Origin of the sequence: Aeromonas sp. 30P (assembly GCF_051919805.1) — a bacterium.
GTDB lineage: Bacteria > Pseudomonadota > Gammaproteobacteria > Enterobacterales > Aeromonadaceae > Aeromonas > Aeromonas veronii.
The window spans coordinates 3,712,318-3,727,115 of the sequence record NZ_JBQBEA010000001.1; the positions used below are offsets into that span (position 1 = coordinate 3,712,318).

At 59.3% G+C, this 14,798-nt stretch carries 12 protein-coding genes and 1 pseudogene; 6 read left to right on the forward strand and 7 right to left on the reverse strand.

Going from position 1 to position 14,798, the window contains the following annotated elements; translation table 11 throughout:
- Nucleotides 1–32 precede the first annotated feature (32 nt).
- From proB to gpt, 4 genes are all read right to left on the reverse strand, one after another.
- Complete coding sequence (gene proB, locus ACTG2B_RS17250) at nucleotides 33–1,136, reverse strand: glutamate 5-kinase (protein ID WP_439996496.1); 1,104 nt, start codon at nucleotides 1,134–1,136, stop codon at nucleotides 33–35.
- Nucleotides 1,137–1,315: 179 nt separating this feature from the next.
- Complete coding sequence (gene crl, locus ACTG2B_RS17255; protein ID WP_439996497.1) at nucleotides 1,316–1,708, reverse strand: sigma factor-binding protein Crl; 393 nt, start codon at nucleotides 1,706–1,708, stop codon at nucleotides 1,316–1,318.
- Between the two features lie 62 nt (nucleotides 1,709–1,770).
- A complete protein-coding gene (frsA, locus tag ACTG2B_RS17260; protein ID WP_064338704.1) occupies nucleotides 1,771–3,039 on the reverse strand; it encodes an esterase FrsA in 1,269 nt (422 codons plus the stop codon).
- 172 nt (nucleotides 3,040–3,211) lie between these two features.
- Entirely contained in the window at nucleotides 3,212–3,679 is a 468-nt protein-coding gene (gpt, locus tag ACTG2B_RS17265) for a xanthine phosphoribosyltransferase (RefSeq protein WP_005339007.1), read from the reverse strand.
- Between the two features lie 945 nt (nucleotides 3,680–4,624).
- On the opposite strand from gpt, the gene ACTG2B_RS17270 reads away from it, so the two are divergent.
- Nucleotides 4,625–6,076 carry an aminoacyl-histidine dipeptidase gene (locus ACTG2B_RS17270; RefSeq protein ID WP_439996498.1) on the forward strand — a complete coding sequence of 484 codons (1,452 nt, stop codon included), beginning with the start codon at nucleotides 4,625–4,627 and terminating at the stop codon, nucleotides 6,074–6,076.
- 81 nt (nucleotides 6,077–6,157) lie between these two features.
- Here ACTG2B_RS17270 and djlA read toward each other — a convergent pair whose 3' ends face one another.
- From djlA to ACTG2B_RS17285, 3 genes and pseudogenes are all read right to left on the reverse strand, one after another.
- Nucleotides 6,158–6,991: a co-chaperone DjlA gene (gene djlA, locus ACTG2B_RS17275; RefSeq protein WP_439996499.1), complete on the reverse strand. Its 834-nt coding sequence runs from the start codon at nucleotides 6,989–6,991 to the stop codon at nucleotides 6,158–6,160.
- 19 nt (nucleotides 6,992–7,010) lie between these two features.
- Nucleotides 7,011–7,678: pseudogene (murU, locus tag ACTG2B_RS17280) on the reverse strand (N-acetylmuramate alpha-1-phosphate uridylyltransferase MurU).
- Entirely contained in the window at nucleotides 7,675–8,685 is a 1,011-nt protein-coding gene (locus tag ACTG2B_RS17285) for an aminoglycoside phosphotransferase family protein (RefSeq protein ID WP_439996500.1), read from the reverse strand. Before ACTG2B_RS17285 ends, murU begins: the two are co-directional and overlap by 4 nt.
- A 174-nt stretch (nucleotides 8,686–8,859) precedes the next feature.
- Here ACTG2B_RS17285 and lptD point away from each other — a divergent pair, with 174 nt between their 5' ends.
- Genes lptD through apaG form a run of 5 tightly spaced genes read left to right on the forward strand, consistent with a single transcriptional unit; the run spans nucleotide 8,860 to nucleotide 14,793 of the window.
- A complete protein-coding gene (gene lptD / locus ACTG2B_RS17290; protein ID WP_429202841.1) occupies nucleotides 8,860–11,304 on the forward strand; it encodes an LPS assembly protein LptD in 2,445 nt (814 codons plus the stop codon).
- A gap of 26 nt (nucleotides 11,305–11,330) precedes the next feature.
- Nucleotides 11,331–12,629 carry a peptidylprolyl isomerase SurA gene (gene surA, locus ACTG2B_RS17295; RefSeq protein WP_439996501.1) on the forward strand — a complete coding sequence of 433 codons (1,299 nt, stop codon included), beginning with the start codon at nucleotides 11,331–11,333 and terminating at the stop codon, nucleotides 12,627–12,629.
- Nucleotides 12,629–13,624, forward strand: coding sequence for a 4-hydroxythreonine-4-phosphate dehydrogenase PdxA (gene pdxA, locus ACTG2B_RS17300; RefSeq protein ID WP_439996502.1), 996 nt, complete (start codon nucleotides 12,629–12,631; stop codon nucleotides 13,622–13,624). Before surA ends, pdxA begins: the two co-directional genes overlap by 1 nt.
- Nucleotides 13,614–14,426 carry a 16S rRNA (adenine(1518)-N(6)/adenine(1519)-N(6))-dimethyltransferase RsmA gene (rsmA, locus tag ACTG2B_RS17305; RefSeq protein ID WP_005339016.1) on the forward strand — a complete coding sequence of 271 codons (813 nt, stop codon included), beginning with the start codon at nucleotides 13,614–13,616 and terminating at the stop codon, nucleotides 14,424–14,426. The genes pdxA and rsmA overlap by 11 nt, the downstream gene beginning before the upstream one ends.
- Before the next feature lie 4 nt (nucleotides 14,427–14,430).
- On the forward strand, nucleotides 14,431–14,793 hold the full coding sequence (gene apaG / locus ACTG2B_RS17310) for a Co2+/Mg2+ efflux protein ApaG (protein WP_040065073.1): 363 nt from the start codon (nucleotides 14,431–14,433) through the stop codon (nucleotides 14,791–14,793).
- The last annotated feature ends 5 nt before the right edge of the window (nucleotides 14,794–14,798 follow it).

Sequence of the window (14,798 nt, forward strand, 5' to 3'; positions counted from 1 at the left end):
CGGTTCCCTTTGTTCATACCGTGCAGCTCTGATTAGAGCAGCACCATATCGTCTCGATGGATGGCCACAGAGCCGTAGCCATAGCCCAGTACCTGCTCAATCTGATCCGAGTGGACGCCGCGCAGCTTGTCCAGCTCCAGATGGTCGTAACGGCAGATACCGCGCGCCAACTCGGCGCCTTTGGGATCAAGAATGCGCACCACATCGCCTCGAATAAAGTCGCCCTTGACGGCGACAATCCCCTTGGGCAGCAGGCTGGAGCCTTTATCCTTCATGGCGGCGACAGCCCCCTGATCCACATGCACTTCGCCGTGAGGAGGTGGGCCTGCCAGGATCCAGCTCTTGCGCCCTTCCAGCGGGGACGCCAGCGCCGGGAACAGGGTACCAATACGCTCGCCCTTGGCGAGACGGCCGATCACCTCCGGCATCTGGCCGGTCGCGATCACCACGTTGACGCCAGCTCGACGGGCCACATCGGCGGCCTGCAGCTTGGTAGCCATGCCGCCGGTGCCAAGGCCGCTGACACTGTCACCCGCCAGCGAGCGCAGGGTATCGTCGATGGTCTGCACCTCTTCAATGAGCTGGGCGTCGGGATTGGTGCGCGGATCGGCAGTAAAGAGCCCCTTCTGGTCAGTCAGCAGGATCAGCAGCTCCGCATCCGCCAGAATGGCGGCCCGCGCGGAGAGGTTGTCGTTGTCGCCGACCTTGATCTCGGCGGTCGCCACCGCATCGTTTTCGTTGATGACCGGAATAATGCGGTGATCGAGCAGAGTGCGCAGGGTGTCGCGGGCGTTGAGGTAGCGCTCCCGATCTTCCAGATCGGCGCGGGTCAGCAGCATCTGGCCGATATGCAGACCGTAGAGGTTGAACAGATCCTGCCATACCCGAATAAGCTGGGTCTGACCAACCGCCGCCAGCATCTGCTTGTTGGGCAGGGTTGGCGCCAGTGGCGGGTGACCCAGATGTTCACGCCCGGCGGCGATAGCGCCTGATGTGACGACCACGACCCGATGGCCGTGACGGTGCAAGGCCGCACACTGTCTGACCAGCTCGACCATATGGGCACGATTGAGCTGGGAAGACCCCCCTGTGAGCACGCTGGTGCCCAACTTGACGACTATGGTTCTGTTTTCCATGGGAGCATAAAGGCTAAAAAAGTAAGGAATATCTTTATACCCACGGCCATGGTGCCCTGCAAGGCAATTAACGCCGGGGTGAAGAGATGGGGCAAAGCCCAGATGATTACGGTCGGAAGGGGAGATGGCTGACTGATGGCCCGGCAAACAGCGGGATGCTGCTCGCCGGGCATCAGGGATCAAGCGGCGGTCACGGTCAACTCATTGGTGACCTGATCCGCTGGCGCTAACTGGCACTCCAGTGCCGTCAGTTTGTCGCTGATGAGCTTGTAGAAACAGTTGAGGGTCCGCTCTACTTCTACCTGATGCTTCTTGGGGATCGGCTTGTCCAGCCACTCACCATCGGCATTGTAGAAACCGAGCTGATAGTGGTAACGGAAATGGTGATCGTCCTGCTCCAGCACCAGCCACCAGCCCCAGAACTCCCGCTTGTCCGGCGCCGGCTTGGCGCTGACACAGACCGACAGGCAGTCGAAACGATAACGCCCCTCTTCGCAGAGATCCTCACGCAAATAGGGGCCAATGGCAGCAAACTGCCTCAGCAGTCGCTTGTAGGTCACTCTTTCAGACATGTTAACCTCCCTGTTAAACAAGCCGCGCCACCTCGGGATGGCGTCAGTTTTTTAGCGCAATGTCAGGTACACAAATGCTGTTTCAGCCACTCGACGATTTCGTCCAGCGCCTTGTCATACACTTCCAGCAAAGGCTGTTTGTCGAATACGATGGCCTTGCCGTTACGACTGGCCGCCGCCAATGCCCGTACATCCTGCTCGGGACAAATAAAATCTCGCTTGTGTCCAATACTCAATATCGGCACTGAGGTGCGAGTCCCCAGTAATCCTTGTGTTTTAAGTGAAAAAACCTGGCACTTGGTACGCATGCCGTCCCACTGCGCCGCATCCGCCCCCAACCGGTTGGCCAGACTGTCCCGCATCATGCGCGGACACTTGGCAAACAGCTCCTGATTGGTAAACACCTGATTGACCCCGGCGCCGACACAAACCACGGTGCGCAGCTTAAAGGGTTCGATAAAGGCCAGTCTGGCTGCGATATTGCCCGCCAGACGCATCCCCACCATGGCGATACGCTGATGATCGACCCAGGCCACTTCGGAGAGGTAATGGAGCACCGCCTGATGGAGACGGCTGGTATCCTGCACCAGCGGCCAATGCTCGGCATAGCCAACCCCGGGCATATCGAGGGAGAGCATGCCGATACCGTTGGGCTCGAGCCGTTTGAGATAGAAGTTGAGGAAATCGAGCTGCAGGGAGTCAATCCCGCCGCTGATGATCACCAGCGGCACCGGTTTTTCGGTCGTCGGCAGGTGGAGATAACCCTGAATATGCTTGCCGCGAAAAGGCACCTGGATCTCTTTGAGCGGCACCTTGAACAGGCGACCCGCCTCGCGATAGGCCATGTTACCGAGCAGCTGGGCCTGATCCGCCAGCTCGTCATCCTTGAGATGGGGATAGCTGGCGATGGAGTAGTAGCGCACCGCCTTGAGCAGCTGCTTCAGGGCGCCAGAAGTATCCCCCTTCTCGCGCAGTTCGCGGCCCTGCTTGAAATAGTTGCCAGCCACCTGGCTCCATTCGTAGATCCAGTTGCCGGGCACATAGCCCTTGATGGTATCGAGATAGCAGTCATGGGTGCGCTCGCCGGTCGCCATGGCGATACGGGCCAGGGTCTGCTCCACTTCGATGGGGTCTGCCCCCTGCCAAGTCCAAGAGGGGCGACGCAGCAGGCGATACCAGCTCTTTGACATGGAGCCGTCGATAAACATCTCGTCTGACTCGGCTTGCGCCAGATCAGCCGCACTGGAGTTGGAGATCTCGGATGTTTCCAATACCTTCTTGACGCGGGTAAAGAGCTGTTCGGTCAGGTTTAGGTCTTCGTTCAAGTCCAAGATAGTGTCCCATTCATATCAGGCAATAGCTCATCTTAACCACTTTTACTGCCCATCAGCCACCCTGCAACAGATTGATACACAAAAAAACAGGGCTCCAAATTGGAGCCCTGTGAAACCATTATTGCCGGTTGCGACCAATGAACGCAGCGAGCGTCACATCCCGATCCCGTTACTTTTCGTCGCAGATCGGTGTGGCGAACTCCAGTGCCATATCCCACGGCTGTTCAATCCAGGTATCCTGCGGGATCGCCACTTCGAAATCGTCCAGCAGCGCTTCGCCCATCGGCTTAGCAAAGATCGCGATGAACTTGGCTTTCGGATAGAGCTCGCGGATTGCCTTGGCGGTAGTGCCGGTATCCACCAGATCTTCCACCACCAACCAACCTTCGCCGTCACCGGCGGTGGTGGCAGCCTTCACGACCACCAGCTCGCGCTGGCTGTCATGGTCATAGCTGGAGATGCAGAGGGTTTCCACATTACGAATGCCAAGTTCACGGGCCATCAGGGCTGCGGGCACCAGGCCACCACGGCTGACCGCGATGATACCTTTCCACTGGCTGACAGGCAGCTGACGACGGGCCAGACGGCGAGCTTCACGTTGCAGGTTGTCCCACGACACATAGAACTTTTTCGGCATGTTATCGATCTCGAATAGTTATTTAAAAACAATCACTTAAAAAAAACACCCGCAATTATCCCTGCGGATGCCAGTAAATGGCGGCCCTTGCCCGACTGAATTCAGATTGCACTTCGGCTGCCTCAGGGCTAAGCCTCGGCAGCAAATCTGATAACAATGGAAGCAAGATGGGCTTATCCGGCGATCGGTTAGATGATGTGTCCAAACCGCGGACAGGCTATTGGGCCGATATGATAGCACCGTTTGCAGAGAAAATGCCTGGCAAACGTATGCCAAAAACAGGAAAAATCGGCATCCCCCTCTCCATTCCGCATATCTCGAGCGCCAAACGACTAACCTGCCATCCCTGCTGCCGAGTCCAAATGGGCTGTGCGGCAAATCGCAGATAAAAAAATAGCAGGGGGAGGATTTACCTCACGCACCTGCTGCTTTCTCGCCTCTGCCTGGTTGGGCAGCTCGTCTTAGCGACGAGTGACGAAGGGGTTAGGGTAGCTGAAACCCTGGGTATACAAAGAAGGGGCAAACCAATAGGTTGAGTTGCTGCCTGGCATATTGAAACTCCTGATTGCTTAACAAGTTACGTACCTTTAATGCGGGCTCAAATCCTTGAACGAACACTCGGTTCCATGGAGGCGCACTTGCTTTGCTTCGGTTCCCTGGAGGCTTTCATCGTCATCCTGACGGGTGGCGAACCACGGGAGCTAATTTACCAGTCGGTGCGTTAAATTCAATATTTTTGTGAGATCGGTCACACATTTTCTTTTCTATCGGTCAGCGTCGTCCGAACCTGACGATCGTACTGCCTGGTTGCCATCAGCCAGCACAAGCTGCCTGCGATTTGCGCTGATTGCTCACATTTTTGTGTGATTGACTGTATTATCGTTATCCTCTTCCCCGGCCCGCTGATGGGGCCCTGTTAATTCCGTGCTGGTAAGGAGTCCCGACGTGGCACAGCTTAGCTCTCTCTCTCCCAAACTGATTTGGCATTTCTTCGAACAGATCTGCTCCATTCCCCACCCTTCCAAACATGAAGCCAAACTGAGCGCCTGGATCATCCAATGGGCTCAAGGGGAAGGTCTGGCGGTCAAGCAGGACAAGGTCGGCAACATCATCATCAAGAAACCGGCCACCCCGGGGATGGAAAACCGCAAAGCCGTGGTACTGCAAGCCCACATCGACATGGTGCCGCAGGCCAACGCCGACACCAAACACGACTTCGCGACCGACCCCATCGATGCCTATGTAGATGGCGAGTGGGTCACTGCCCGTGGCACCACTCTGGGTGCCGACAACGGCATCGGCATGGCCGGTTGCCTGGCTGTGCTGGCTGACAAGACCATCAAGCACGGTCCGCTGGAAGTGCTGCTGACCACAGACGAAGAGACCGGCATGACCGGCGCCTTCGGTCTGGAAGCGGGCTGGCTGGAGGGCGAAATTCTGCTCAACACCGACTCCGAAGAGGATGGCGAGGTCTATATGGGCTGCGCCGGTGGGGTGGATGCCAATATCCGTTTCCCGCTTGAGCTGGTTGATGCTGCGGAAGGCGAAGCCCTCGAGCTGGCCGTGAAAGGACTGCGCGGCGGTCACTCCGGTTGCGATATCCATCGCGGTCGTGGCAACGCCAACAAGCTGCTGGTTCGCCTGCTCAAAGCAGCAGAGCTGCTGGGTGTTCGTCTGGCCGAGATCCACGGCGGCACCCTGCGCAACGCCATCCCACGCGAAGCTCGCGCCACCCTGCTGGTGCCTTCTGCCAGCGTAAACGAGTTCAAGGCGCTGGTTGACCGCTACACCGGGATCTACCAGACCGAGCTGGCCGCCACCGAGCCGAACCTGACCGTGCTGGTCAACAACGCCGCCAAACCGGCCAAGTTGATGAGCGTCTCCCTGCAGCAGCGCCTGCTGGATGCCCTGATGGCCTGCCCGAACGGCGTGATGCGCATGAGCGATGCCATGCCCGGCGTGACCGAAACCTCTACCAACCTGGGGGTCATCAAGACTCAGGATGGCGAAGTGTACGTCCAGTGCCTGATCCGCTCCCTGATTGACTCCGGCCGCGAGAGCATCGAGCAGATGACCCGCTCCCTGTTCACCCTGGCAGGCGCCAGCTGCGAATTCACCGGTGCCTATCCGGGTTGGGCGCCGAACGTGGACTCCCCCGTCATGGCGCTGGTACGCAATAGCTACCAGACCCTGTTCGGCACCATGCCCAACGTGATGGTGATCCACGCCGGTCTCGAGTGCGGTCTGTTCAAGAGCGCCTATCCGGAGTGGGACATGGTCTCCTTCGGCCCGACCATCCGCGGTGCCCACTCCCCTGACGAGAAGGTACATATCCCGGCGGTCGAGCGTTTCTGGCAACTGCTGGTGCACGTGCTGGAAGCGATTCCGGCCAAGTAAGCCAGCCCGGATAAAACAACAAAACAAAGCCCCGCACTGCTGCGGGGCTTTTTGTTGTCTGTTCCAACCTGACGTTGGCGCTTACCGGATGCCGCGCGCCTCGCGGATCCACTCCCAGGCTTGCTGGATCTCCTGGGTCTTCTCCTTGGCCATCTCCATCATCTCCGGCGGCAACCCCTTGGCGGCCAACTTGTCCGGGTGATGCTTGCTCATCTCCTTGCGGTAGGCGCGCTTGATATCCTGATCGCTGTCGCTCTCGCTTACCCCCAGCAGCTGGTAGGCATTCTTGAGGCGATCCGCCGAGGGAGGCGCCTGCCGATACTGCTGGCCACCCGCACCGCCCCCCTGATACTTGCCATGGGCCTGATTGAAGAAGTTCATCTGCGCTTCGGCCATCGCCAGAATGCGGGCCAACTCGATGCGGCTGAAACCCAGCTCGTCGGCAATGGTATGCAGAATGGCGCGCTCGCCCTCCTCCACCCGCCCGTCGGCAAAGGCCGCCTGCAGTTGTACCTCGAGGAAGAAGCGCAGAATGTCGCGCTGCCCCAGACTGGCACGGCGGAACTCGGCCAGGGTCTCGCGCAGCGGGAAGTCGGCCTCCTTACCGAGACGAAACGACTCCTGCGCCCGGGCACGCTGTTCGCCCGCCAGCCGCATACGATCCATCAGGTTGGAGGCAACCCGGATCTCCTGTTCGGTCACCTGGCCGCTGGACTTGGCGATGTGACCCATCACCGAGAAAGTGGCATGGAAGAAGACGGCTTGCTGCTCCTGACTCGGACCGCGACGAAACGCCCCCTGCAGCCCCATGCCACGGTCGAAACGGTGGCCGATCCAGAGGCCAATCAGGGCGCCGATGATATTGCCGAGCAGAAAACCGAAGAAGGCGCCCAGCACCTTACCCCAAATACGCATGGTTCAAGACCTCTTGAAGTTAATGAGTGCGGGCCTGGAGCTGGTCATCCAGCTCGCGCAGTCGATCGACCGTGCCGATATCACGCCACTCGCCAGCGAGCAGGCTGCCGCCCACCCGCCCTTGCGCCATCCAGTCACGGAGCAGGGGCGCCAGTTTGCGGGCGCCGCCCGCGAGACCGGCAAAGGCCGCCGGATCATATAGTCCGACCCCGCTGAAGGTAAACGCTGGCGTATCCATGACTCGCCCTTCTTGCAGGGCAAAGTCCCCGCTCGGGTGCTGGGGCGGATTAGGCACCAGCCAAAGGTGGGCCAGATCCTCGCCCAGGGGCTGGCTGACCAGAGTGTGATAATCGAGATCGAGCCAGGTATCGCCGTTGATCACCAGAAAAGGGTCTGCCCCCAGTAGTGGCAGCGCCTGCACGATGCCGCCTGCGGTCTCCAGCGCGCTCTCCTCGGCTGACCAGTGGATGGTCACGCCAAGCGCACTGCCATCACCAAGGCTCTCAACCAGCTTGTGGCCGAGCCAGGCATGGTTGATCACCACTCGGTCACGCCAGCGGCTTTGAGTTTTCCGATGTGATGAACGATGAGCGGCTTGCCCCCCACCGCCAGCAGCGGCTTGGGCAGCAGGTCGGTCAGCGGGCGCATCCGCTCGCCACGGCCAGCGGCCAGGATCATCGCCTTCATGATTTAACTCCAGCATTGGCGATCCCCGGCAACACCACCTGCTCCAGCCACTGACCAAAACGGGCCAATCCCGGGTAGGCACTACCGTGAGTGCGACAGACATCCACCACATAGCCGAGGGTACGGGGAATATCCTTGAGATAGCCGGACTTGCCGTCGCGATGATAGAGCCGGGTAAAGATTCCGGCCGCTTTGAGGTGGCGCTGCATGCCGGTCAGATCGGCATCACGACGGAAACTGGCATAATCGAGCTCGCCAAGCAGACCCGCCTGTTGCAGGGTGGCAAAGCCATGGCGCATCCCTTCATCGATCACCTCGTCCGGCCAGCGCACGTAGCAATCTTTCAGCAAGGAGACCAGATCATAAGTGAGCGGCCCGATGACCATATCCTGAAAATCGATGATGGCCAGCCGGCTGCTCTCGGGGGTATCACCGCCACATACCATCAGGTTGCGACTGTGGAAATCCCGATGCATCACCCCCTGCGGCTGGGCCAGATTGCAGGCGGTGAGGCAGGCAAAGGTCTCGTCCAGCAGTTGCTGCTCTCCATGGCTCAGGGTCAGCTGCAGATGATGACCCAGCAGCCATTCGGGGAAAATGCTGTTCTCCCGCGCCATAAATGCCGCATCGAAGGGCTCAAGCGCCAGTTCAACCGCCCCCAGGCGGGGCAGCAAATCAATCGCCTTGCCATACCAGGCCAGCACGTTGTGCTCGTTCAGGCAGCTGATCAGCTGGGTATCGCCCAGATCACTGACCGCCAGCAGACCCTGTTCGTAGTCCACCGCCTTGACCTCTGGCGCCAACAGCTGACGCGCCTGCAAGGCGGCCGCGTTACGAACAAACTCATGATTTTTTTCGGTTTTCGGATTGGCATCCACCCACACAAGACCACCACCACGAGAGTAGCGGCGGAAGCTGGCATCACCGGAAATGAGGGTCAACTGAAGATTGGCATCACCGGAAATACGGCGTGCCCACTGCAATAGCAGGGAATCGCGATCGTGCATAAGTAGAGGACCAAGGTGGAAAGCAGCACTTGGCTGTTAGCCCTGGCCGCAATAATGCTTTATCATTGCCGGCTAACATAAAGCAATGACATGCAATGTCAACTCGATGAAACCTGTCGTAAAATGCATGCCTTGGATCAACCGTATCTATCACGGATTGCACGAGTCTTTCACATGACAAAATGGACACTGGGGTACCGCTATCCCATCGCCCTGACTATCAGCCTGGCCCCCGCACTCACCTCTATGATGGTGCAGGCGGCCCCGTTCGAAGCGCCGCCAGCCACCGGCATTCTAGATAGTCTCTGCTATGACTATGTTCCCAAGATAGAGAAGCCTGCATCGGATCAGGATGCCAACGCACAGCCGGTCGAGGTTGATGCTGACCGTCTCGAGGCCAAACAGGGCGGCACCGCCGTCTATGAAGGTGACGTCAAGGTTCGTCAGGGTGTTCGCAAGTTTGACTCCGACTATGCCCAGCTCGACCAGAAGAGCCGGGATGTCATCGCCATCGGCAACATCTATTACAACGACGGTCAGGTGACCGTCACCAGCGACAAGACCCTCAAATCCAACCTGGATACCAAGAACTCCGAACTGGAAGAGGGCAAGTATCAGGTGCATGGCTCACCGGTGCGCGGCTTTGCCAAGCGCGTGGTGATGACCAACAACAACCAGAACATCACCATGGAGGGGGCCCAGTACACCACCTGCCCCCCCGGTCAGGAAGTGTGGACCCTCAAGGCGGGCAGCATCGACATCGACCAGAAAGAGGTGTTTGGCGAAGCCTGGAACGCCAGCCTTTGGCTCTATGACTACCCGGTGTTCTACTTCCCCTATATCAACTTCCCCATCAAGGATGAGCGGAAGACCGGTCTGCTCTACCCGGGTTACAAGCAAAGTTCCAGCAACGGCATGGATATCACCCAGCCCTTCTACTGGAACATTGCCCCCAACTATGATGCCACCATCACCTCCCGTTTTATGGATAAACGCGGCCTGATGGAACAGGTGGAGTTCCGCTACATGCCGGACCCCGCACATGCAGGTATTCTGTACTTTGAAAATCTGGCGGATGACAAGCAGTACAGCCCGAGCAATCCGAGTCTGGCTAGCCTGTCCGATGGCCATCGCTACATGATGAACGTCCGACACGGCTCAGCCCTGATGGATGGCAGCCTGCGTTTTGGCATCGACTACACCCAGGTGCGTGACAAGGACTACAACTACTTCAACGACTTCAGCCCACAGGTCGGCACTCAGGTCGACAGCCAGTTGCAACAATCCTTTACCGCCGGCTACTACCAGCACAACTGGAACCTCACCTCCGAGGTGCGCCGCTACCAGATCCTGAGTCCGTATGCGCTGCTACCCCACGAGATGCTGCCGCGTATCGACTACAACTACTTCCAGCAGGGCAAGTGGTTCGATCTGGCCTGGAACAGCGAACTGACCAAGTTTGGCTATAACAGCGGCAGTGCCACCATCCAGCAAGCCGGTGAGCGCTATACCGCCACCCGTCTGCATCTGGCACCCACCCTGACTGTGCCCTTGGTGGATGCGCCGGGTTACTACCTGACCAGTCAGTACAAACTGATGTTTACCTCCTACAACCAGGAGGTACCCGATAATCTGGTTAGCCAGGACCGCAGCCGCTTCACCGATGCAGACAGCAAACAGTTGACCCTGAAAGAGGGCACCATTACCCGTACTCTGCCCTCCTTCCGCCTCAAGGGGGGCGTCAACTTCGATCGGCCGCTCGACTGGTATGATGGCAAGGGCACCCAGACCCTGGAGCCCGAGTTCCAGTACCTCTATATCCCTTACAAAAATCAGGACGAGATCGGGATCTACGACACCACCACCACCCGTCAGGACTACTACAGCCTGTTCAGCGATCGCCGCTTTGCCGGTCTCGACCGCATCAGCGATGCCAACCGGGTCACCGTTGGCCTGACCAGCCGGGTTTATGACAATGTGGGTGATGAACGGTTGCGTCTGGCGGTGGCCCAGGCCTTCGAAATGACACCACCCAAGGTGCGCCTCTACTCGTCCGATCCGGAAAGTACCAACGCACGCTCCCTGCTCTCGTTTGAGGGGGATGCCCGGATCACCGATGAGTGGTTTGCCCACGCAGGAACCCAGTACGATACCTCCGAGGGTGAATTTACGGCTGGCAACGGTGCAGTCGAGTACCGGACCGGCAAGCTGACCACTCAGGTCAACTACCGCTACATCAAGGATGGCAACCTGGACTATCGCTATCCGACCAACACGGCACTGGCAGAAGATCTGAGCCAGGCGGGTCTGGTGATGATGGCGCCGATCGCCGATCAGTGGCAGATGTATGGTGGTTACTACCGTGACATCAAGCAGGATGTGAACATTGACCGCAAGATTGGTGTCAAATACGACTCCTGCTGCTGGAGCATCAATATGAGCCTGGAGTGGCACAATCAGCCGGACAACGTCACCCTGAAGCCCACTTCGGAAAAAGTCATTGGTCTGCAGTTTGAAATGAAGGGACTTGGCAGCGTGGGTACAGGTGGCCGCAGCGTCACACTGGATACCGAGCTGTTGCCCTATGTTCGCCCGTTTAATCTGAAAGGCCAGCAATGATGCTGGCCCAGCCTTGAGAGATGGATATGAAAAAGACCCTGATTGCCCTGCTGACCGCGGGAATGTTCGGCGCCATGAGCCAGGCCGCACTGGCTGCGCCCGAGCTGATGGACAAGGTGCTGGCCGTGGTCAACAAGGACGTGGTGCTGTCCAGCCAACAGGACGCACTGGTCAACAAGGTAAAACTCTCCGCCAAGGAGAGCGGCCAGTCCCTGCCTGACGATGCCACCCTGCGCAAACAGGCGCTGGATCGCCTGATCCAGGAGAGCCTGCAGCTGCAACTGGCGGAGCGCCAGGGGCTGAAGATCAGCGACACCCAGCTGGAACAGGCTATTCAGGGCATCGCTGCCGACAACAAGATGACCCTGGATCAGCTGCGCGCCCAGCTCGCCCGTGAAGGGATGACCTATGCCCAATATCGGGAAGAGGTTCGCCGCGAGATCCTGATGAACGAGGTGCGCCGCAATCAGGTGCGCCGCCGTATCAACATCTCCGAGCAGGAGGTGAAGCAGGTGGTGGAGATCCTGAAGAAACAGGGTCAACAGCAGAACGAATACCACGTCGGCCATATCCAGATTGCCCTGCCGGACAACCCCACTGCCGCCCAGCTGGATGCCGCCAAGAGCAAGATCGAGCGCATTCTGACCGCCCTCAAGCAAGGTGCCGACTTCCGCAAACTGGCCATTGCCGAGAGTAACGGCCCCAAGGCGCTGGAAGGGGGCGACTGGGGCTGGATGAGCCCGCAAGAGATGCCGACCCTGATGGCGGAAGCAGTACAGGGCGCCAAGAAGGGCGACATCGTCGGCCCGCTGCGCTCCGGCGCCGGCCTGCACATCGTCAAGGTGTTCGACACCAAGGGCCAGCAGCAAGTGATGCAGACCGAGGTGAAAGCCCGTCACATCCTGATCAAGCCCTCCATCATCCTGAGCGAAGAGAAAGCCAAGGGGATGCTGGATGGCATTCTGCACGACATCAAGAGCGGCAAGGCCAGCTTCGCCAGCATGGCGGAGAAGTACTCCGAAGATCCAGGCTCTGCGGTGCAGGGTGGCGAACTGGGCTGGTCTGATCCCAACGTCTATGTGCCGGAGTTCCGCGACATGGTCAACCGTCTGCAACCGGGCCAGATCAGTGCCCCGTTCCGTACCAGCCACGGCTGGCACATCGTGCAGGTGGAAGATCGCCGCAGCCAGGATGCGACCGACAAGGCTCAGGAGCAGCGCGCCTACCAGCTGATCTACAATCGCCGCTTCGTGGAAGAGTCCCAGGCGTGGCTGGATGAGCTGCGTGACGAGGCCTACATCCAGATCGAAGGAGCCGGTAGCTGATGAGCTGCCGTCGCCTTGCCGTTACCCCGGGCGAACCGGCCGGGATCGGCCCGGATCTGGTGCTGCAGATTGCCCAGCAGGATTGGCCCCACCAGTTGGTGGTGATCGCCGATCCGGCGCTGCTGCGCGAGCGGGCGACCCTGCTTGGGCTGCCCATCGAGCTTGAGCCCTATGACGCAACCGCCCCTGATCATCCGCAGCGGGCGGGCACCCTGACCGTCTGTCCGGTCACCCTCGGCGCCCCCGTGGTGCCGGGCGAGCTGAACGAAGGCAATGGCGCCTATGTGCTGGCAACCCTGCAGCGCGCCTGTGATGGCAACATGAGCGGCGAATTTGCCGCCGTGGTGACCGGGCCGGCGCACAAGGGGATCATCAACCAGGCCGGGGTCTCGTTCAGCGGCCACACCGAGTTCTTTGCCCAGCAATCCAACACCGCAGATGTGGTAATGATGCTGGCAACCGAGGGGCTGCGGGTCGCACTGGCGACCACCCATATTCCGCTGGCCTATGTGGCGATGGCCATCACCGAGGATCGCCTCGGCAAGGTGATCCGGATCCTCAATGAGGATCTCGCCACCAAGTTTGGCATCGCCAAACCCCGTATTTACGTCTGCGGCCTCAACCCTCATGCCGGGGAAGGTGGCCATCTAGGACGTGAAGAGATTGACGTGATCGAACCCGCCCTGGCTACTTTGCGCCAGGAAGGGATCGATCTGGTCGGCCCGTTGCCGGCCGACACCCTGTTCCAGGAGAAATACCTCAAGGATGCGGATGCGGTACTCGCCATGTACCACGACCAGGGGCTGCCCGTGCTCAAATACAAGGGCTTCGGCAGTTCGGTCAATATCACTCTGGGGCTTCCCTTCATCCGCACTTCGGTGGATCACGGCACCGCGCTGGATCTGGCAGGCAAGGGCCTGGCCGATCCGGGTAGCCTTGTCACCGCGATTAACCACGCCATCAAGATGGTAGAGAAAAAAAGATATGAGCAGTAAGGTGCACATGGGCCACACGGCCCGTAAGCGTTTCGGTCAGAACTTCTTGCACGACCGGTATGTGATCGATCAGATCGTCGCCGCCATCAACCCGCAGCCGGGTCAGAATCTGGTGGAGATCGGTCCGGGTCTGGCCGCGCTGACCGAACCGGTCGCCGCCCAGATGGACAAAATGACCGTGGTCGAGCTTGACCGGGACTTGGCAGCTCGCCTGCGCGAGCACCCGACCCTCAAAGACAAGCTGACCGTCATCGAAGCTGATGCCATGCGTTTCGACTTCGGCACCCTGATGGGTGAAGGCAAGGGGCCGCTGCGCATCTTCGGCAACCTGCCCTACAACATCTCCACCCCGCTCATCTTCCACCTGTGCGAGTTTGCCGACCGGGTTGAAGACATGCACTTCATGCTGCAAAAAGAAGTGGTGTTGCGTCTGGCCGCTGGCCCGGGCAGCAAGGCTTATGGCCGGCTGAGCGTGATGACCCAGTACTACTGTCAGGTAGTGCCTGTGCTGGAAGTGGGCCCGGGCGCCTTCAAACCGGCGCCGAAAGTGGACTCTGCCGTGGTTCGCCTGATCCCGCACAAGAATCCGACCATAGTCGCAAAAGACATTCGTTGTCTGAATCGCGTCTGTACCGAGGGCTTTGGCCAGCGTCGCAAGACCATCCGCAACAGCTTCTCCAACTTCATCACCGACGCCCAGCTGACCGAGCTTGGTATCGATGGCAACCTGCGCCCGGAGAATCTCTCCCTCGAGCAGTTTGTCATGATCGCCAACTGGCTGGCGGATCAGCAACAGGCCTGATCCTGTGGCACTCCCGCACATCGAGATCCGCCCATACCCCGTGTATGTGGCGGGCTCCAAAGACCCTTACCAGTTTCACTATCTGATCGAGATTGAGAATCTGGGGCCCGGCCCGGTGCAACTGCTGCATCGGCGCTGGCTCATCACCGATGCCAATGGCAAGATGCAGGAAGTGGCAGGCCCGGGCGTGGTCGGGGAACAACCCGTCATTGCCGAAGGTGAGACCTACCGCTACCAGAGCGGCGTGCCGCTGGCGACCCCGCTTGGGGTGATGGAAGGGAGCTATACCCTGCAAGATGGCTCTGGTCAGCAGTTTGAGGCGCCCATCGCCCCCTTCACGCTGGCCATCCCCAATATTATCAACTGAGGTTT